Annotated in this window: 17 protein-coding genes and 1 pseudogene; 10 read left to right on the top strand and 8 right to left on the bottom strand. The window is 69.2% G+C overall.

Going from position 1 to position 18,666, the window contains the following annotated elements; all coding sequences use genetic code 11:
• Window position 1: 1 nt before the first annotated feature.
• Together D1369_RS41060 and D1369_RS41065 are read left to right on the top strand one after the other, a co-directional pair.
• Entirely contained in the window at window positions 2-769 is a 768-nt protein-coding gene (locus D1369_RS41060) for an MBL fold metallo-hydrolase (protein WP_007379338.1), read from the top strand.
• Between the two features lie 29 nt (window positions 770-798).
• Window positions 799-1,350: a TetR/AcrR family transcriptional regulator gene (locus tag D1369_RS41065; protein WP_007379337.1), complete on the top strand. Its 552-nt coding sequence runs from the start codon at window positions 799-801 to the stop codon at window positions 1,348-1,350.
• A gap of 49 nt (window positions 1,351-1,399) precedes the next feature.
• On the opposite strand, the gene D1369_RS44310 is transcribed toward D1369_RS41065, so the two are convergent.
• From D1369_RS44310 to D1369_RS44825, 6 genes are all read right to left on the bottom strand, one after another.
• Entirely contained in the window at window positions 1,400-2,152 is a 753-nt protein-coding gene (locus D1369_RS44310; protein WP_007379336.1) for a peptidoglycan-binding protein, read from the bottom strand.
• 159 nt (window positions 2,153-2,311) lie between these two features.
• Entirely contained in the window at window positions 2,312-2,992 is a 681-nt protein-coding gene (locus tag D1369_RS41075) for a peptidoglycan DD-metalloendopeptidase family protein (RefSeq protein WP_007379335.1), read from the bottom strand.
• Between the two features lie 24 nt (window positions 2,993-3,016).
• Window positions 3,017-4,546: an alpha/beta fold hydrolase gene (locus D1369_RS41080; RefSeq protein ID WP_037898577.1), complete on the bottom strand. Its 1,530-nt coding sequence runs from the start codon at window positions 4,544-4,546 to the stop codon at window positions 3,017-3,019.
• Between the two features lie 13 nt (window positions 4,547-4,559).
• A complete protein-coding gene (locus D1369_RS41085; RefSeq protein WP_202476899.1) occupies window positions 4,560-5,228 on the bottom strand; it encodes an SH3 domain-containing protein in 669 nt (222 codons plus the stop codon).
• Window positions 5,229-5,265: 37 nt separating this feature from the next.
• A complete protein-coding gene (locus D1369_RS41090; RefSeq protein ID WP_007379332.1) occupies window positions 5,266-5,745 on the bottom strand; it encodes a hypothetical protein in 480 nt (159 codons plus the stop codon).
• Window positions 5,746-5,852: 107 nt separating this feature from the next.
• Window positions 5,853-6,275: a bacterial transcriptional activator domain-containing protein gene (locus D1369_RS44825; RefSeq protein WP_346426748.1), complete on the bottom strand. Its 423-nt coding sequence runs from the start codon at window positions 6,273-6,275 to the stop codon at window positions 5,853-5,855.
• Window positions 6,276-6,938: 663 nt separating this feature from the next.
• On the opposite strand from D1369_RS44825, the gene D1369_RS41100 reads away from it, so the two are divergent.
• Complete coding sequence (locus D1369_RS41100) at window positions 6,939-7,466, top strand: hypothetical protein (RefSeq protein ID WP_007379330.1); 528 nt, start codon at window positions 6,939-6,941, stop codon at window positions 7,464-7,466.
• Window positions 7,467-7,582: 116 nt separating this feature from the next.
• Here the strand turns inward: D1369_RS41100 and D1369_RS41105 are convergent, their stop codons facing one another.
• Window positions 7,583-8,446 carry a hypothetical protein gene (locus tag D1369_RS41105; protein WP_007379329.1) on the bottom strand — a complete coding sequence of 288 codons (864 nt, stop codon included), beginning with the start codon at window positions 8,444-8,446 and terminating at the stop codon, window positions 7,583-7,585.
• Window positions 8,447-8,615: 169 nt separating this feature from the next.
• Here D1369_RS41105 and D1369_RS41110 point away from each other — a divergent pair, with 169 nt between their 5' ends.
• A complete protein-coding gene (locus D1369_RS41110) occupies window positions 8,616-9,878 on the top strand; it encodes an enkurin domain-containing protein (protein ID WP_237557577.1) in 1,263 nt (420 codons plus the stop codon).
• A gap of 85 nt (window positions 9,879-9,963) precedes the next feature.
• On the opposite strand, the pseudogene D1369_RS44315 reads toward D1369_RS41110, so the two are convergent.
• Window positions 9,964-10,675 (bottom strand): annotated as a pseudogene (locus D1369_RS44315) (transposase family protein).
• Window positions 10,676-10,923: 248 nt separating this feature from the next.
• Between D1369_RS44315 and D1369_RS41120 the strand changes: the two are divergent.
• The 6 genes from D1369_RS41120 (at window position 10,924) to D1369_RS41145 (ending at window position 18,653) form a co-directional block, all read left to right on the top strand.
• Window positions 10,924-11,232: a hypothetical protein gene (locus D1369_RS41120; protein WP_158680099.1), complete on the top strand. Its 309-nt coding sequence runs from the start codon at window positions 10,924-10,926 to the stop codon at window positions 11,230-11,232.
• A 117-nt stretch (window positions 11,233-11,349) separates the two neighbouring features.
• Window positions 11,350-11,736: a hypothetical protein gene (locus D1369_RS41125; protein ID WP_158680098.1), complete on the top strand. Its 387-nt coding sequence runs from the start codon at window positions 11,350-11,352 to the stop codon at window positions 11,734-11,736.
• 9 nt (window positions 11,737-11,745) lie between these two features.
• Window positions 11,746-12,084, top strand: coding sequence for a hypothetical protein (locus D1369_RS41130; RefSeq protein WP_007379325.1), 339 nt, complete (start codon window positions 11,746-11,748; stop codon window positions 12,082-12,084).
• 29 nt (window positions 12,085-12,113) lie between these two features.
• Window positions 12,114-13,187, top strand: a complete 1,074-nt coding sequence (locus tag D1369_RS41135) for a WD40 repeat domain-containing protein (RefSeq protein ID WP_118083070.1) — start codon at window positions 12,114-12,116, stop codon at window positions 13,185-13,187.
• Window positions 13,188-13,192: 5 nt separating this feature from the next.
• On the top strand, window positions 13,193-16,090 hold the full coding sequence (locus D1369_RS41140; RefSeq protein WP_118083071.1) for a DUF6603 domain-containing protein: 2,898 nt from the start codon (window positions 13,193-13,195) through the stop codon (window positions 16,088-16,090).
• A 40-nt stretch (window positions 16,091-16,130) separates the two neighbouring features.
• Window positions 16,131-18,653: a hypothetical protein gene (locus D1369_RS41145; RefSeq protein WP_118083072.1), complete on the top strand. Its 2,523-nt coding sequence runs from the start codon at window positions 16,131-16,133 to the stop codon at window positions 18,651-18,653.
• The last annotated feature ends 13 nt before the right edge of the window (window positions 18,654-18,666 follow it).

An 18,666-nucleotide genomic window follows, 5' to 3' on the forward strand; every position in this document is an offset into this window, starting at 1 on the left:
CATGCGGGTGACGATCGCGGGCTCGGGCGACGCGTTCGGCAGCGGCGGCCGTTTCCAGGCCTGCACACACATCGCACCGTCACACGCCCCGGCGATCCTCATCGACTGTGGAACGACATCGTTGACCGCGCTCCGTAGCCTCGACCTGGACCCAGGGGAGGTCACCCTGGTCGCCGTCACCCACCTGCACGGCGACCATTTCGGCGGCCTCCCTTTCCTGGTCCTCGACGGCCAGTTTCGCCGCCGGACCACCGATCTACGGATCATCGGCCCACCCGGCACCCGCCGACGTCTCACCGAAACGATGGAAGCCCTCTTCCCCGGCTCCTCCACCGTCACCCGGCGCTTCACGACCGTCGTCGACGAGATCGCACCCGACGAGACACTGTCGGTGCCGTCCCACGGCCTGCACATCGAGGCCCACCCCGCCGACCACTCAGCAGGCGCCCCGGCACTCTCCCTCCGACTCACCCTCGCCAACCGAACTCTGGCCTTCTCCGGCGACACAGCCTGGACCCCCACGCTGCCCGAGGTGGCAGCGGACTCCGACCTGTTCCTCTGCGAGGGCTACACCTGGGGCCGGAAAGTACCCGGCCACATGGAGGTCACGGACCTCGTCAACAACCGCGAAACGCTGAACACCACCCGACTTCTCCTCACCCACCCTTCACCCGGCGTCCTCGACCAACAGGCAACGCTGCCCTTCGAACTGGCCTCAGACGGAACAACCGTCGACATCCCGGACTCGCCCCCGCCCCCTGATGGATAGATGCCCGCTCAACTGTCTACGATGTATACATGCCCGTAACAAGGACCACCCCACCAGGCCGCCAACCTCTGGCCCGCACCCGCATCCTCGATGCGACCTGGGCACTGGCGGCCGAACGCGGACTGGCAGCAGTGACCATGCGGGCCGTCGCTGAACGCCTGGGAGTCACCCCCATGGCGCTCTACCGGCACATCGGCGACAAACAAGGACTCCTGGACGGCCTGGTGGAACGCCTCCTGGGGGAAATCCCCTTGCCGGACCCTGAGTTGCCCTGGCCCGACCGGCTGGAGCAGCTCGCCCAGGGAATGCGCGCCGTCGCGCGAGCCCACCCGGACCTGTTCCCGCTGCTGTTCGAACGCTCCGCGACCACTGAGGCCGCACGGCGCCCACGAGACGCCGCTTACAGCGCCCTGCGCGAAGCGGGCCTCAAAGAAGCAGACGTCGAACGAGCCGAGCGAATGCTGTCGACCTTCATCCTGGGCTTCGCCTGCTCCGAGGCAGCCGGCCGCTTCGCACACGTAGATGCTGACACTGAGTTCACCTACGCTACCGAGGCCCTGCGCAGGGTGTTCGTCAGCTGAAGGCCTCTGAACCTCGAGCGGCGCCCCTAGGGGATGCGGTGCTCGGGGGTCAGCCCTGTGAGTCCACGAGCCGTCGCCATGTCTGGTTGCCCACGATGCCGTCCGCCGTGAGACCGTTGTTCGTCTGGAACCACCGCGCCGCCGCCGCGCTGTGAGGGCCGAACTTGCCGTCGACGTCCAGCGGTGGACTCCAGCCGAGTTCGTTCAGCCGCCGTTGGATGTTCTTCACGCCTTCCGCGACCGTCCCCGTCTTGGCGAAGGGCTGGTCGGCTTCCAGGCGTTCCTCGCGGCTCGGATGGTCGGTCAACCATTGCGCCAGGTCATCGGGTAGATCGTCCGGCCCGTGCTCCTCGCCGCTGCGCCATCCCTCCACTCGCTGGATCTCCTGGGCGAAGACGGTCCTCTGGTTGTCGTCGAGTTCGGCGAGTGTGGTGTCGGTGCTGACCTGCAAGGCGTCGGCGATGCGTTGTGCGTATGCCTGGGGGTCGTTCGCGCCGTGCCCGGCGGGAGCGTAGGCCCGCATCACGTCGAGCACCGTCTTGCCGCCGCGGTGTTCGAGGTATCGGCGGACGGCAGTGAAACCCGTGGCCTCGTCCGGGAAGATGGCGAATATGTCGTTGTGCTTTCCGGCGTAGGCGCCGTATTGCTCGGCCTCGCCGGAGCTGATGATGTTCCCCGGATTCTGGTCGTTCCACGACGCGGTCCCGCCGGTGCGCGTCACTTCCTCGAAAAAGACATGGTCGATGCCGAGGATGCTGATGACGTCGCCCGGTTCCACGTCGGATACGTCGGTCCAGCCCATGGTGTCCTCCCGATGGAAAGTCAGATGCGGCGCGGGGCGCGCTCGACCCGGATTCCGGAGCGGGGCAGCAGGTCGAAGGCGACGCCCATCAGGGTCTCGCCGGCTGCGCGGGCGCCCGGTAGGGGTTGTGGTGCGCCATCGCGTTCCTCCTTGGACCGCTCACCAGTTGGGCTTCGCGACGCTGCCGTAGGACCAACTGGAGCCCTTCGACATCTCGAAGTGCAGATGCGGTCCCGTCGCGTTGCCCGTGGCGCCGACCTTGCCGAGCTGCTGTCCGGCGGTGACCTTCTGACCGTCCTTCACCTGGCGCTGTGAGAGATGGCAGTAGGTGTAGACATGGCCGTTGTCGGCGTGCAGGCCGATCCACTGGCCGTAGGCCCCGCCGTTGCCGTTCGACCAGGCGACAGTGCCGTTGCGCACGGCGACCACGGGCACGCCCGTGTCGGCGGCGAAGTCCTCGCCCGTGTGGCGGCCGAAGCCGTCGGGCTTCCAGGCGTAGGGGCCGCGTGCGAAGAACGCGAAGGTCACCTTGTGGTGCGGTACGGGAGAAGGGACCCGCCGCTTTCCGCCGGGGCGTGCGGCGTGGGCGCAGTTGACGGCGAAGTGGGCGTGGTGGCCGAGGGTGGTGAGGGAGGTGCAGCCGGGGATGCCGTCGGCGTCGTGGCCGGTGAAGCCCTGGGCGCGTTGTTCGGCGCGGTAGGCGGCCTTGGTCTGTTCGCCGAAGAAGCCGGTGGGGCCGCCGGGGATGGGGTGGCCGCGGGCGATCAGGGCCTTCTGTACGGTTCGGATGTCCTCGTTGGTCTCACCGAACCGGACTCTGGACAGCGCGACGGTGACCATGACGGCTCGCCTCCTTTCGTGCCGTCAGCCCCAGGGGGTGACGGTGAGCCGGATCCGCGCGTCCGCCCCGAGGATCGGGGCGGCGGTGGCGGGCAGTTCGATGTGGTGGACCCAGACACCGTCAGCGGGGTTCTCGTCGCCGAGGGTGCTGCTGCCGCCGTCGGGCCGGTAGTCGCTGATCGGCCCCTTGATGGTCGAGTTCCAGGTGGCCCGGAGCACGGGCATGGCGGCCGGGTCGTCGCCACCCCCCACGTCGACGACGAGAATGTCGTCGAAGTCGGCGGTCTGCTCAAGGTGGTCGTTGAAGCTCAGCAGCCCGTCATGACGGTGCAGCGACAGGATGCGCAGGTGCAGCGCGTACCGCATGGTGCCCGAACCGCCGGTCCGCAGGCCGCTGTTGAGGAAGGTGTCCACCAACGGGACGCACGTCTCGCCGTCGTCGGTACCCGTCGGGCTCTCGGACAACTGGATGGGGCACCACTGGGCGCTGATCCGTTCGTGCGTGACGATCTGCAGGCCGCGCACCGACAGACGCACCTCTGCCTGCCAGGTCGTGTTGTCGCGTTCCGGCAGGTGGAAGTCGACGAGTTCCGCATCCACCTCGCAGTCCCCGAACAGGAAGCGCCGCAGGTTCTGGTAGCCCTCTTCGGAGTTGACGAGTCCGTAGGATCCGCTGTGGCTGCGGTGCACATGTGCCTGGTGTGCGCCGGGGACGTAGGCGTTGTCGATCTGCACCAGACCGTCGCTACGGGGCCCGACCGTGGCGGACGACAGACCGTGCGCCACCTCGTAGTCGGTCGGGTCGGTGCCGATCAGGCAGAAGACCCGGCCGAGCGGGAAGGCGAACGGCCGGTCGGGCGGCATCGCGCGGGCGTCCCAGGACTGCGGCGGTCCGTCGGGATCGGTGAGCGCCTTCGGAGTGAGGTAGTGGTACATCCGTTCCGGACCGAAGATGTCCGCGCCATTGATGCCGGTGACGTCACGCAGTCGCTCCAGTACGCCGAAGCCGACGTCGAAGGCGATGCCGCCGTGGGGGGTGCCGTAAGTGAACAGCTTGCCCACGTAGTCGGCCGGATCATGGCCGAGATCCGGGATGATCTTCTGGATCAGGCAGCGGCACACCAGCCCGCCCATGGAGTGGGCGACCAGGTGGACCCCGGGTGCCCCGGACTTCTCCTTGAGGGTCTCGATCAGGGTCAGCAGGTCCTGCGCGGCGGTCTCCAGCCGGAACTCGTGAGGGCCTACTCCCCAGGTGCTCGCGGATGTGTCGTAGAAGCGGTGAATCCAGATGGAGTCCGGTGGAATCGTCTCGTGGGTGGCCAGGTAGAGCTCCTGGCCACCGTCCACGAGGATGTGATAGCCCTCGTCCAGATGCAGCCGCAGCAGGGGGCTCTCGAACTGATAGAAGGACGGTTCGTCGTCCGCTCCGATACGGATGTGAGTGGAGCCCTCGTTGAACCCGTAGAAGGGGTCCGTCACGGCCTTGTCGATGCCGGCGGTGTTGCCGGCGTATCCCCGGACATAGACGATGGGCAGTTTCGCGGCCGGTGCCATGCCGTCCTCCAGATCAGCATTCACCCACGCCCGGAAGCCACGCGGCGGGGTGGTCGATGAAGATGTTGGACACGTATCCGCCGAGCAGGGGGACGAAGGACCAGGCATCGTTGGCATGGCCCGCGGTGCTGACCGTGTCCCCCCTTGTCTGGCACTGCACCCTCACCTGTGTCGGGCCGGGCAGCACGGTCACGACCGGGGCGTCGAGGCGGGGCTCCGCCCGGACGTTGACTCCGGTGCCCCAGGTGACGAAGTCGGTGGTCGGGACGACACCCCCGCCGTCCGGCGGCTCCCCGAGAACGGGCAGCTCCCAGTTCTGTGGGTCGTCGCAGAGCGGATCGGCCACCACCGACAGGTGGAAGTGTTTCTCGTGCGGGTTGGCCCCGTCGTACGGTCCCCACTGCCAGTCGTTGCGGGTGGCGATCCGACGGTTGGCTATGACGTACTTGATCCGCGGGTCGCGGCTGTCCAGCAGCTGGTCGGCGACCTCCTGGATGTCGAGGCCGTGGGCCGGGTCGTGGGTGAAGTCGCGCGCGGTGACGATCCCGGGCCCGTACCAGGGATTGTGGTCGCTGTCGCGTGTCTGGTGGGCGGCGTCGCCGATCCCGCCGTCGGAGAGTTTGCTGCGTTCCGGAAAGCGGGCGTCGATCTGATGCAGAAGGGTCTCCAGGCTGACTGCCACGCGCCACGACATGATGACCTCCGAGTGGAGTCGGTGTTCAGTCGACGTGGTACTGGACGTAGTAGTACGAGCGTTCCTCCTCGGAGTGGGCGAGCTTCGAGAGGCTGCCGCCGCCCTGCTCGTCCTCGCTGATGGTGACGGAGCGCAGCAGATCGTCGGCCGAGACGTCGTCCTGGTCCCACGCGAACACCTCCTGGGAACCGTCCGCCGTGAGCTGGATCCCGAGGGGGATCTGTGCGCCGGCGGCGGCGGAGAACGTCGAGTCACCCGGCCACACCGCGTGGTCCGCTCCGGCATGGGGATCGGTGGTGACGTACAGATCGGCCGGCTCCTCGTCGAGGGCGGACTGGATCGTCTGGCCCACGTCCTGGTTGCCGGTCAGTTGCCGCACGAGAGCGGTGCCCGGCAGGTTGGAGACCGGTTGCAGAACGCTGTCGATCACTCCCGAGAGGGGGAAGCCGGTCGAGGTCGACCGCCTCAGGCGCACGATCTCGTCGATGGTCGACGTGGCGGTCATGTCGTCCTCCGTTCGCGTCGACGGTCCCGCGAACGAGGCTACGAACGACGCGTCAGCGCGCTGTCAGCCTGTCGTCAGTCTCCCGTCATCGCCCTCGCGTCTTTTCCTCACCGGAAGAGGACGATCCCGTGCTGAGCCAGCATCCGCGTGAACTGGGGGGACGGTTCGACGCCCAGTTCCTTGCGCAGCAGCTGTCGGAACGAGCGGTATTGACGGACCGCCTCGATGAGATTGCCCTCCGCGAGGTGCGCCGCCACCGCGGCCCGGTGCGCGCTCTCCCGCAGCGGCTCCGAGCGTACGCTCGCCCACGCCGCCTCCAGAGCCAACGCCGACTTGCCCTCCCGTACGAGGGTCTCGGCCAGGGCGTCGAGCGCATGCAGACGCAACTGCCGCAGGCGTTCGCGCTCCAGCAGCACCCACTCCTCGTCCCAGCCGGGCAGCAGCTCCTCCGTGCCGACAAGTCCCGGCGGGAGCCGGGCGTCGAACGGGCGGGCGCAGCCCTGCACGACATCGAATGCCGTCTCGATCAAGGTGTGTACGTCGACATGCAGGGCTGTCCCGGTCGACAGTGAGTCTCCGCTGCACCGGATCAGTGCCTGATCACAGCGGGGCAGCTTCCACAGAGTGGTGCGCAGACTGCCCCTGGCATGGTCTTCCGTGACCTCTGGCCACAGCGTCCCGGCCAGCACAGTGCGCGACACACGCCGGTGCAGTCCGACGAACGCCAGCAAACGCTGGCCGTTGCGGCTCAGTTCGACAGGCTTGGCGTCATACTCAAGCCGGAACTGGCCGAGCAGACGCAAAAGGGGAGGGGACGTCACCTTGATCGCCTCGCTCGCCGTGGCCGGGCAGCCTCTTGGGAACCCTCGCCATAATTTCAGCCGGTGCGACCAGACCATGCAACTCATGCACCAGCGCGTCGATTAGAGCGTAAACCGTTGAACAGTCATCTCAATTGGTTGCCACTGAAACTATGGCCGACGAACAACTCGGAATTGCGGGTTTGCGGACCGACGGGCCCGGGATCAGACTCGATACAAGGGGCGGTGACAGGTTTCAAGGCTAGGTGTCATCCGGGTGCGAAAGCGGCTTTCCGTGCTACGAGTCCGGGGGTGTCGCGCCGGACTCCCCGCATGGGGCTGCTCACTCGGTGCGGAATCTCAAGAACCATTCGGAAAGCCTGGTGAGCAGTCATGACAGCGATAGACGACAAGTGGACCCAGGTGGCGTGGATCGGCGCGCCGGTGGATGCCGGAGGCGGTTCGGCGGAGATGCCCGAGCCCGACGGCCGCGGCCGATCCCGCGACTACCAGAACGGCTCGATCTTCTGGTCGCCGCAGACCGGAGCCCACGAGGTCCACGGCAGTATTCGGGTCTGCTACGCGCGGCTCGGCGGGACGCGTGGATTCCTCGGCTACCCCGTGACCGACGAGACGGGCACCCCTGACGGCGTCGGCCGCTACAACCATTTCGAGGGCGGCTCCGTCTACTGGACGCCGGCGACGGACTCGCACGAAGTCCACGGTGCCATACGGGACCTGTGGGCGAGCATGGGCTGGGAACGCAGCTACCTCGGCTACCCGGTCTCCGACGAGAGCGGCTCACAGCAGTCCCGCTACAGCCTCTTCCAGCACGGGCGTATCTCCTGGACGCCGTCAGGTGGAGCCGTAGCCGTACAGAGTCAGTCCTACGGTGACGACAACGTGGGAGAAGCCGTCTGAGGAGGAGTCGTCCGAGGACATGGCCGTCCAAGGCGATGACGCGGTGCGGCCGCCGCCCGAATCCTCGATGACCGGGCCGGTCGGCGACCGTCGCGCTCGCGTGCCGAGCGTCCGCGTCAAGCCTCCTCGAACACCAGGTCCTCGGGCGCCTGAGTCATGAGTACGATCTGGCCGTGGGTGACTTCGACCACGTTGTTCAGTCCGGTGCAGCGCCTGCCGGTGGACGCGATGGTGAAGCGGTCCTGCACTCCGGCGAGATAGGCAGGGAAGCAGGTCAGCGAGCCGTTGTCGAGCCGGAGGTAGTCGACGAGTCGCCGGAACAGCTTGGACAGGATCACGACGTCGTCGGTGAGCGAGGTCAGGCCCGTGACCTTGGCCCCGGTCGTGGTGGTGTCGCTCGGCCACAGACCTTGCGCCGGCGCCGTCCGTGCCTGTCGCACGGCGGCGGTCAACTCGGTGCGCAGGCTGGGGAACAGGCTTCGATAGAACGTGGGGTAGACCAGGCCGGTGGCGATCAGGTGATGGTTCACCGTCGTCCGGAGCAGGTCGACGTCGACGTCGACATCGGTACCGCTGGCGCCCTCGGGGGTGCCCCGCCCGACGAGGGCGACGCAACGGCCATGGATGTCGGCGCCGTTGGTCAGGATGAAGCCGGGCACCGTGTCGGGCGTCGCCGCCGTCACGGTCTCGTCCGGCCCCTGGTCGACGTTCGTGAACCCCAGCCACGTTTGGAGTTCGTCACGTGCGGCATGCGCGAAGTGGAGCGGCTGGTGCACACGGCTCGGCCCGTAGTGCGTCTCCAACGCGTCGATCGCGTCCAGCCGGAGCGTCGCGCGCCCCAGCGCATCGTGCTTGACGGCGCGTCCGCCACTTCCCACCAGGGCCCATTCTGTCGGGTCGTTCGGGGTGAAGTGGATGGTGTCGCCGTCCGGCTGTGTTCCCGTGATCTGGAACGATCCGTTGATGAGCAGCATCGTCATAGCGGCTCCCGAAGACTTGAACGGTTCGCGGGGGAAAGGCGAGATGCCTGCTGAACCACGCTATTCCCCAGTCGGGCGCTCTGCAATTGCTGCCGGTACCCGCCTCTTGGCGCGCTCCTGTTGGCGGTACGTCCTATGCTGAGACGGGGAGCCTTTGCTGGAGGTCGGGATGGCCGACGAGAAAGCCTTCAAGAGTTCACGAAGCCCGACAAAACTCCGAGGAAACGCAATCACCTTCGCTTTCCTGTGGGTTACGTCGCTCTTGTTCGGCCGCACGGCGAACCCGGATGCGCCGAAGCAGGATGATTCTTACGAGCAGACCGGACGAACGAACGTCGTCCAGCTCCCGAAGATCCCGAAAGGGCTGTCCAGAGTTCACAGGACGGCCTGGCGTGAGCGGGCCGCCGCGCGCATTCTCTACTTGGAGCAGCAAGCGGATCGCGAGAGATGCCGGGCGGTTGAGGACCAAGCTGAGCAACGACAGCGGGAGAAGACCCTGGAGGGGATGGCACGGCACCTGGAAGAGGCGGGCCATGCCATCCGCGCACCGCGCCGCCTCTTCTCCGGAGCCGCAGCCCTCGAAAGGACCTGGGCAAACCTGCGCGCGACCGACGTCATGCTGCTCGGGCTGTGCTCACAAGAGGACCTGATCAGCCGGAGCACCGACGTGCTGGGCTATGTCCAGCAGCACCTTGCTCCGGGCAACCCGCTTCGGGTGAGGGCGGAGGCGGTCGCGGAGGGCATGGAGGTGAAAGGGCCTCAGCCGGGGGACCGAGGGCTCCTCGTCCTGGCTCTGAGCGCCTCGTACGACGCGCTGGATGCCGAGGTCAGGAGGGTTCGCAGCCTCAGCGTCATTCTGCGGATCGCCACCTTCTTCGTGCTCCTCGGTGCGGCTGGGCTCGCGCTCTGGGGCTGGTACTGCCCCGGTTCGCTGAACCTGTGTTTCATTCCGAAGGGAGAGCTCAACGTCGCGTGCCCCTCCGGAGAGGTCCCTCGGAACGGCAATGATGTTCCGAGTCACTACGCCCAGCACACGGACGTGCTCGTCACCGAGGCGGGAGGGCTGGCCGGAGCGGCTCTCACGGTGATCGCGTCATTGCGCCGGATTCAAGGAACGAGCACTCCCTACATGCTGCCGCTGTCCGCGGCCCTGCTGAAATTTCCCACCGGGGCCCTGACCGCCTTCGTAGGGGTGCTGCTCATCAGGGGGGCGTTCATCCCCGGCCTGAGCGATCTGGATTCCAGCGCACAGATCATGGCGTGGGCTGTCATCTTCGGCGCTGCGCAGCACGTTGTGACGCGCTTCGTCGACGCCCGGGCCCGCGAAACGCTGTCGGACGTGGGGCGCGCGCAGACCGACCCTGTACCGGGCACGCCGGGGACGGAACCGGTTCCCGCGCAGACAGGCAAAGGACGCACGGACGACGCGTGAAGCACGCGAGTGTGCCCTTCGGCCGCATGTCGGTTTCCTCCAGCGACTCGCGCGCAGCCGCTTCGTGGGGGCTCGCCGGGGTCGATCACTCCGCCCGGGAGTTCCCTAGGACCGGTTCGCCGATCCCGATGTCCTCGAACAGCATCTGCTGTGGATGTTCGTGCCAGCCGCATTCGCCGACAGGCCGTTCAGGTACGACAGCAGACAGGAGGACGGCGCGAGTGGTCGCGCAACGGAGCTTACGGAGGAGCTGCGGGCTCGGATCTTCACGTGGGAACGGTTGACCGCCTGCCAGCCCAGCAGTTGATGCCGGCCTCCGGCGAGAGCGTCGATGATGCCGTTCTCACGGGCCGCCCGGACATCGTGGACCGCCCGGGCAGGGCAGCCGACGCCCACAGGCGACGTTCCCTGGGGACGGCGATGACCTGCACGTTCATGCCGTGATTCTTGTGTTTGCCGCCAATAGAAGGGCTGGTCGGCGGCGATCCGGTTGATCGGCGGCAGCGTCCCGTCCAGGATCACGAACGCCTTCGTCGACGCGGCCTTGACGGCTTCCTCGCGAGCGTGGGTGCGAGAACGGCCAGGAGTTCGACGGCTTCGGTGACGTAACGGTAGACGGTGGTGGTGCCGATGCCGAAGCCGGCCGCGAGCCACGTTGCGGAACACGCCGTGTCAGCCTTGGGTGTAGTGCCGAAGGCCCTCCGCCCGCCCACCCGCCACACCACGTGAGTTGACCGGTCAACCACGGCTGCTGTGTCATTCGCCGTCGCCAGCTGCCCGGTTTGACACTGCCGCAAACGCGACGCCTACTGGAACAAAGAGGCTCGACAAGACGGCAATCGAAACATTCCCCAGGAGTCTCGCTGTGCGTCAAACTCTTCCAGCAGCCACGTTGTGGGCGAGGACAGCTCATCTGACGGTACGGCAGTCTGCCTGACGCGCAGCCAACCCGTTGCCCGACCTTTCGGGCGGAGTAAGAAGCCATGAGCCCGCGAACTGGGACGGCCTTTCTGACTGCCGGAGCACAAGAACGAAGGAGAGCCCGATGACAGTCGATTCCAGAGGCAACTGGGACGTACATCAGACCAATGGCGCGACGGTGCATATGAACCTGGACCAGGACCGGGCAGGAAACGTATCGGGTGACGCCTTCGTCAACGGCGTTCACGGCGGCTGCCAGGGATTCGTCCGAGGCGACGACTTTCTGGTCACCATCGCGTGGGACAACGGTCCGAAGGGGCGGTACACGGGCCATCTCGGCCTCGACTTGCGTCTCTCGGGCGAAACCGTAGACATCAACAACCCGGGAAGCACGGCTACTTGGTTCTCGGACCCCTTGCCGGCGATGGTCTGAGAAGCGGGTGCCCATCGATCTTGGACCCCGCCGCCAGGCAGGGCGAAGACAGGCTCCAAGAGGCTCTTGACCCGCATGCGGCGAATACCGGCAGTACATTTTCGTGGTGAGCTTGAGGTGAATGGTCAGCCCGTACGCTTCATCACGAAGGAGCACGGCGTTCCGGCGCCCCGTCTGATGCGCTCCCGGCCGGGGCAGGGCTCCGCCGACGACCACTTCATCGAGGACGGCCAAGCCGCGTCCAGCCCAGCCAACCCGTTCCACGTCGACCTGGACTACGGACACCGCGACGCCGCGGTCGGCAACGGGAACCTCAACGACATGTATCTCGTCAAGCGACGCTCCGGAGAGCAGTACGCCGGCCGGGACACACCCGGGGGCGTTGGAGCGCCCGGCACCTTCTTCAAGACCGATGTCGACTTCCGCGGACATCTGATCGACGTGTGCAACGACGGAAGGGTCCTGTTCACCCGCGAGTGGACCGTCAACTGCCAGGTGTCGTGAGGAGCCCCTATGAACGACGAAACCCCCCGACTGGCCGGTGACTTCTGGGTCTACCCGTCCCTCCACGAGGTGACCGGCACGTCGGTGCGTGTCAACGTGGCGATAGCGGTGGAACAGCCCTTCGACCTCCAGGACTCCGACGTAGCCGTCGAACTCGTCGCCGGCGGACAGTCCCTGAGCGTCGCGGAAGCACCCGTCCCCGGCCCGCTGCCCGCCATCCAGATGACCGGCGCCAACGCGTACGCCCTGTACCGCTTCGACAACCCGGACGGTCTCGCCCCTGAGTCGGTCACGGTGACGGTGCGCGGCGGCAGCGCGACGTTCGACGTGTCACTTGCCGTCGGCTAGGCACATTCCGGCATGAGGAGGACCCGGTCATGAGCGAGCCCGGTACCGTCGCTCTTCGCGCCCCGCAGAACGGCTCGGTCCAGGCCGTCGCCTTCAGTCCGGACAACGCGCGCTTTGCCACCGGCGGCAGCGACACCCACCTGCGGGTGCGCTCGATCGGCATCGGGGCACCGCCGCTGGAGGTGCCCACCGACGGAGCCGTGTCCGGCATGGCCTTCAGCCCGGACGGCACCAGGATCGCCGTGTCCGACTTCGAGCAGGTGTTCCTGCGGGACAGTGCCACCGGCACGGCCCTGTGGCAGGGACCGCTCGACCCGGGCAACTCGGTGAACTCCGTGCGGTTCGGCCCGGAGGGGCGGCTCATCGTGGCCACCGACACCCTGGTCGCCGTACTCGACCAGGCCTCCGGAGAGATCAAGCAGCGCATCACCGTCAACCCGCCGCTGATCGCGGATGTGGACCTGAGCCGGGACGGCACTCGGATCGCGCTGGCCGTGGACGAACGCCACGGCGGAAACCACCATCACGCCGGATCCGCTCGGGTGCACGACGTGGCCACCGGCAAGGAGATCTCGCGGCTCACCCCGAAGGATGCCGTTTTCGCCGTCGCGTTCAGCCCGGACGGGCTGAACGTGTTGTGCTGCGCCGCGGACGACACCACCCGGATGTTCGAGGCGCAGAGCGGCAAGCAGGTGTGGCCCACTCCGGAGGACATCGACGACCAGGTCACCGCCCCGAGCTGCCTGGCCTTCGACCCCAAGGGCAAATGGACCGTGGTCGGCGGCTCCGACGGGTTCGCCCGGGTCCTGGACGCGGACACCGGCGTCGAGCGGGGCCGGGCGCCCAAGCTGAACCTCGGCCAGCCGGAGGACCAGAGCTTCGGAGCGGTCACCCATGTCGCGTTCAGCCCGAACGGCAAGCACGCGGCCAGCGCGTCCATCGACAACGTCGTACGGCTGTTCAACGTCGAGGGCAAGGAGCTGTACACCGTGTCCACCGACGAGGTACTGGCGTTGCGGTTCAGCCCGAACGGCCGCTGGCTGGGCGTCGGCACCATGAACGGCGCGCTGGTGATCGACAACGGCGAAGCGAACCAGGGGTGAGCCGCATGGACCCGCACGCACTCCTCCAGCAGGTCGCCGGCCAACTGTGCGCGCTGGCCAAGGACGCCGTCGACGGCCTGGTCCGCTCCTTGCCCGAGCTCGGCGAGGACCCCTCGGCAGCCGGGACCGTGCTCGCCGGGCGGCTGTTCGCCGTGCACGACAAACTGCCGCCCGGTAACTCGCTGGTGGAGCTGGTACGGGAGGCGCTCGGCGACCTCGACGCAGCCTCGCCCGTACGGCTGCACGGCTGGCGTCGGGCCCCCGGCGCGCCCCTCGGCGTGGCCCTGGTGTTCGATGGCCACGGCGGAGCCGCGGGCGGACGCGCCGTGCTCGGAGTGACCCCTGACGGACCGGTCTTCGACGTGGTCGTCACTCCAGGGACGGCCCTTACCCTGCCCCAGACGGTCCACGGGCCGTGGAGCGTGGAGGCGACCGTCACCGCCGCCCAGGGCTGGGACGCCGCCTTCGGGCCGGGCCTGCCGCCCGCGGCGCCCGGTGGCAGCGCCGCGATCCGGCTGCGCCGCACCGGCAGGCTCACCGCCGGAATGACCGACGGCCCCGGCGTGAGCGTCGACGGCGTCGGTCTGGCCGTGACCTCGGAGCCGGGCACCCCCGCCGTTGTCGATCTGGAGTTGCAGGGGTTCACCGCCGCCGTGCTGCCGGCCGCGCTCGCCCGTCTCCTCGGCATCGAGGGCGCGAGCCCGATGTCGGGTCCGCCCGTGTCCGTCGTCCTGCGCGCCGACCGGGCCGAAGGCCTGCGCTTCGCCGGCACCGGCGGCCTCACGGTCCCTCTCCCGCTTCGGCTGAACGCCCCGGCGGTGTCCAGCCGGGGCGCCGCCCTGGAGCTGACCGCGGACGGGGGCGAGCCACTGCTGGCCGTGTCGGTGTCGGCCAGCGCCGGGCTTCCGGGCCTGCCGCTGAGCGTCCACCTGGAGCGCGCCGGGATCGAGCTGCCCGTTACGTTCACTCCGGCGCACCCCCCGGGCCTCGACCCGAGCCGACTGCGCGAGCTGTTCCCGGACGGCATCGGCACCGAGCTGAACGTGCCGCCCATCTCCGGCGGCGGCCTGGTCCGGCGCACCTCCGACCAGGGCTACGGGGGGCTGATCTCCGTCGATCTCGGGGTGCTGCGCGTCCAGGCGGTCGCCCTGTTCCGGCCGCCCGACGGCCAGGCCCCCACCAGCTTCCTGGCGCTGCTCGCCGCCCAGTTCCCGACCCCCGGCATCCAACTCGGCCTGGGCTTCGCGCTCGACGCGGTCGGTGGTCTGGTCGGGGTGAACCGGCGCGCCGATGTCACCGCCCTGCAGCAGCTCGTCGGTGACGGCAATGCCGACCATGTGCTGTTCCCCGACCGCGCGGTGGAACGCGCCCCGGAGATCATCGGCTCGCTCGGCTCGGCGTTCCCAGTCGCTGCCGGGCGCGTCCTGGTCGGGCCGATGATCCGCCTCAACTGGGGCGGCCGGTGGGTGTCCCTGTCCGGGGCGATCATTCTCGAACTGCCCGCGCCGGCACGCGCTCTGCTGCTGGGACGGCTGCTGGTCGGGCTGCTCGACCCGGCCGTGCCGCTCATCCGCCTCCAGGCTTGTGTGCTCGGTCGGATCGAACCGGCCGTCCCGCTGGTCGAGGTGCTGGTGTCGCTGTCAGGTTCGTGGATCGTCGGGCTCGCCGTGCGCGGCGAGATGTATCTGCTCGTACGCGGCGGCGGGCAGCCGGAGTTCGTCCTGTCCGCCGGCGGATTCCACCCCCGCTACACCCGCCCGGCCCGGGTGCCCGCGCTGGACCGGCTCCAGGTGGACCTGGCCCCCGGCCAGGGCTGGGGGCTCCGCATGGAGGCCTATTTCGCGGTCACCTCCAACGCGGTGATGTTCGGCGGCCAGGTCCAGCTGGACGCCACGATCGCCGGCTGCGGGGTGACGGGCTGGCTGGGTCTGGACGCGCTGTTCGTCTTCGACCCGGTGTTCGCGTTCTCCGTGCACGTCCGCGCCGGAGTGGCGGTACGCGCCTTCGGGCGCCGACTGGCCGGGATCGCCCTGGACTTCACGCTGGAGGGGCCCGCCCCCTGGCATGCCTTCGGCACCGGCAGCATCGCGGTGCTGTTCTGGGACGTCGAGCTGGACTTCGACATCCGCTGGGGCTCGCCGCCCGCCGTGGAGCAGAAGGCCGGACGCCCGCCGATCGACGCGCTGACCCCCGAACTGGCGCAGTCGAAGGCCTGGGCGGCGGAGCGGCCGACCGCCGAACGCACCGCGTTGGTGTTCACCAGGGAAGCGAACGAGAAGCTGAACCAGGGCACCCTCGTGCACCCCGACGCCACCCTGCGCGTCTCGCAGCGTGTGGTCCCGCTGGGCGTGCCGATCTCCCGTTTCGAGCGGCGCCCGGTGCCGGCCCAGACCTGGACGATCAAGGAGATCACCCTCGGAACCACCCAGCCCGCCGCCGGACTCCCCTCGCTGTCCGAGCGGTTCGTGCCCGGAGAGTTCTTCGACCTCACCGAAGACGCCCAACTCAGCGAGCCCGCCTTCGTCAGCCGCGCGTGCGGACTGCGGGCACGCAGCGACGGCATCGTTCTCGGCGCCGGCCACCGCGTGGACGACGGCTATGAGACCGGCTACGAACCCCCGCTGCCCGAGCGGGAGTTCTCCTTGTGGCCCGGGCTGTTCCGCCTCGAGTCCGTCTTCGGTGCCAGCGCCGCCGAACGGCTCGAGCACTGGCGTACACCAGCGGCGACCATCAAGGTGCGCCCCGCCAAGTTGAGCGTTGCGGCCACCGATTCGCTTCAGCCGCTCCTGGACGACGTCACCCTGGTCGACGCCACCGCCGACGCCTGGGAGGCGATGAGCGGCCGACTCGACCAGCCGCAGGAGGCGTTGCGGCTCCTCGAGAGCTGGGAGGTCGGACGATGACCGCGCCCCGCCCCCAGCGCCGAGCAGGCGGGAGCGTCGTATGAGCACGCGCTGGTTCTTCTCCTCCGCGCGAGTCGGTGCCGCCGCCTCCGCCGACGGACAGGCGCTGCGCACTGCGGTGCGGTTCTTCCAGGACATCGACGGCCGCCGCGAGGAGCCGGAAGTGCGGGGACCGACCCTGTCGCTCGTAGGACCGGGCGAGGTGCTCGGCTTTGACCGCTCGATGGTGCTGCGCGAGGAACCGCCGCCCGGCACACTCGACGCGGCGGAGAACGTGCTGGCGAGCGTGGAACTGGTCCACGCCGACCTGCCCTGGCTGCTGTCCCCGGGCACGGTGGCCACTGCGGGCGGACCCACCCCGCAACCCTGGATCGCGCTGATCGTGCTGTCCGAGGACGAGGCCGCCCCACCTCGCCCGGGGCATCCGCTGCCCGTCCTCACCGCACCGGTCGCCGCGCTGCCCCTCTTGGCCGAACGGTGGGCCTGGATCCACGTGGAGGCACGGCTGCCCGATGACGTCACCGACCTCGACGCCGCCCGGCGGCTCGTCGAACAGCGCGTGCGCCATCACTCGGCGGATGTCGTCGGACGGCTGCTGTGCCCGCGTCGGCTGGCCCCGGACCGCGGCTGGATCGCCGCGGTCGTGCCCGCCACCGCGGCGGGCCGGGACGCGGGCCTGAACGTCGCACCCCAGGCGGCGGCCACCACGGACGCCTGGCCCATCCCCGGCCGGGACACCGTCGACCTGCCCGTGTACCACTGGTGGACCTTCCGTACGGGGAGGGCGGGCACCTTCGAGGAACTCGCCCGCCGGCTGCGCTTCCGGCCCGCCGCCGAGTCCGGCCTCGGCACCCGGACCATCGATGTCGGTCGGCCCTGGCCCGCCGAGGAGGCCGTCGGCCCGGCCACCGTTGCCATGGACGGCGCCCTGCGCCCGCCCGGCACTGCGGCACCCGAGACGTGGTCCGACCCCGCGGCCCAGGACCGGTTCCGCGCACTGATCCGCGAGCGGGTGGACGCACCGGCCCTGCTCCGCGGCGAGGCCGTGCCGGAGGGGGACGGAGAACCCGCCGGGGACCGGGACGTCGTCGCCGTGGCCCCGCCGCTGTACGGAAGCCATCACACCGGCGAGCAGACCGTGCCGGCCGAGCCCGACGTCTGGATGAGCACGCTCAACGTGGAGGTCCGCCGTCGGGTCGCCGCCGCACTCGGCTGCCGCTATGTGCAGTTGGAGCAGGAGTTCCTCATGGCCCGGGCCTGGGAACAGGTAGGCGAGATCCGGCAGGCCAACCGGCTGCTGGCGGTCGGTGAGCTGGCGGCCGTCGCCGCCGAGCGGGCCCAGCGCAAGCACCTCGGCCCGCTGGACGCGGCCGACCTCGTCACCGTCATGGCACCGGTGAGCGCGCGGGTGCCCGTGTCCGCGACGACACCGGACGCGGAGCCGACCACCCTGGCCGCCAAGCTGGCCTCGGCGCGGGAGGACCTGCCGGTCGGCACGGCCAGTACCTCGTTCGTCCGGCTGACCCGCGCCAACGGCGCGCTGGCCCGACGGGCCCAGCTCGGCACGGACGGCGAGCCGGCCGAGTCGTTCCTCGCAGGAAAGATGAAACTGATGGGGATGGTCAGCGACGACGCGCCGGAGGCCGGCCTGCCGGGCGAACTGCGCGCGGCGCTCAGCCCCATGCGGCTGCAACTGCTGCGGCTCGCCGACCGCATCCCCGCCGACTTCTGGGCGCAGCGCACGGAGGCCGACGACCGCCCCCTGCGGCCGATCATGGCCCACCCGAGGTTCACCGTGCCGATTGCCGCGGAACTGCTGGCCCGCTGGCCGGAATGGGCGCTGCCCGGCATCGGCGCGCTGCCGCAGGACTCGGTGACCCTGCTGGAGACCAACCCGGAGTTCATCGCCGCGCTGCTGGTCGGGCTGAACCACGAGTTCAACCGTGAGCTGCTGTGGCGGGAGTTCCCCACTGACCAGCGCGGCACCCCGTTCGCCCGATTCTGGCCCGGCGACAGCGCGGACGTCGAGGAGATCGCGCTGTGGCCGCTGGACGCCCCGCTGGGCAGCCAGTTGCGCACCGGCGGCGAGGGCGACCTGGCGTTGCTCGTACGCGGCGATCTGCTGCGGCGCTTCCCCGGCACCGCCCTGCTCGCCGTACGCGCAGTGGAAGGCAGGCTGCCGCCCGCTTTCGACGGCGTACCGGCCACGGCGCTGGGGCTGGACGAGTCCACGGTCCTGTACCTGTTCCCCGACCTGGACGCGGAGCGCGCCCGCGCCGAGGACTGGTTCTTCGTGTTCCGCGAACCCATGCGGGGCACACAGTTCGGATTCGACACCGGCGACCAGCCCGCCGAGATGGAGACATGGGCCGACCTCACCTGGCAGGGCATCGGTGTTCAGCCCGCCCGATGCGCACAGCTCGGCCAGGTGCCCGCCACGCCGACCCGGCTCACCCAGCCCGACCCGCCGAAGTGGGCCCGGGACTCGGCCGACATGGCCCGCATCGCCTTCCAGCAGCCGTTCCAACTGGCCTTCCGGGCCACCACGTTGCTGGGCGGCTGACCACCGTGCCGAG

The sequence above is a fragment of the Streptomyces sp. CC0208 genome (assembly GCF_003443735.1).
GTDB classification, from domain to species: Bacteria; Actinomycetota; Actinomycetes; order Streptomycetales; family Streptomycetaceae; genus Streptomyces; species Streptomyces sviceus.

What these genes read in the sequence shown, in the direction of transcription:
- D1369_RS41130 (WP_007379325.1), top strand. Translation starts at nt 11,746, where the DNA reads ATGAACGACGAAACCCCCCGACTGGCCGGTGACTTCTGGGTCTACCCG.
- D1369_RS41120 (WP_158680099.1), top strand. Translation starts at nt 10,924, where the DNA reads ATGACAGTCGATTCCAGAGGCAACTGGGACGTACATCAGACCAATGGC.
- D1369_RS41075 (WP_007379335.1), bottom strand. Translation starts at nt 2,992, where the DNA reads ATGGTCACCGTCGCGCTGTCCAGAGTCCGGTTCGGTGAGACCAACGAG.
- D1369_RS41100 (WP_007379330.1), top strand. Translation starts at nt 6,939, where the DNA reads ATGACAGCGATAGACGACAAGTGGACCCAGGTGGCGTGGATCGGCGCG.
- D1369_RS41065 (WP_007379337.1), top strand. Translation starts at nt 799, where the DNA reads ATGCCCGTAACAAGGACCACCCCACCAGGCCGCCAACCTCTGGCCCGC.
- D1369_RS41105 (WP_007379329.1), bottom strand. Translation starts at nt 8,446, where the DNA reads ATGACGATGCTGCTCATCAACGGATCGTTCCAGATCACGGGAACACAG.
- D1369_RS44310 (WP_007379336.1), bottom strand. Translation starts at nt 2,152, where the DNA reads ATGGGCTGGACCGACGTATCCGACGTGGAACCGGGCGACGTCATCAGC.
- D1369_RS41080 (WP_037898577.1), bottom strand. Translation starts at nt 4,546, where the DNA reads ATGGCACCGGCCGCGAAACTGCCCATCGTCTATGTCCGGGGATACGCC.
- D1369_RS41135 (WP_118083070.1), top strand. Translation starts at nt 12,114, where the DNA reads ATGAGCGAGCCCGGTACCGTCGCTCTTCGCGCCCCGCAGAACGGCTCG.
- D1369_RS41110 (WP_237557577.1), top strand. Translation starts at nt 8,616, where the DNA reads ATGGCCGACGAGAAAGCCTTCAAGAGTTCACGAAGCCCGACAAAACTC.
- D1369_RS41090 (WP_007379332.1), bottom strand. Translation starts at nt 5,745, where the DNA reads ATGACCGCCACGTCGACCATCGACGAGATCGTGCGCCTGAGGCGGTCG.
- D1369_RS41140 (WP_118083071.1), top strand. Translation starts at nt 13,193, where the DNA reads ATGGACCCGCACGCACTCCTCCAGCAGGTCGCCGGCCAACTGTGCGCG.
- D1369_RS41060 (WP_007379338.1), top strand. Translation starts at nt 2, where the DNA reads ATGCGGGTGACGATCGCGGGCTCGGGCGACGCGTTCGGCAGCGGCGGC.
- D1369_RS41145 (WP_118083072.1), top strand. Translation starts at nt 16,131, where the DNA reads ATGAGCACGCGCTGGTTCTTCTCCTCCGCGCGAGTCGGTGCCGCCGCC.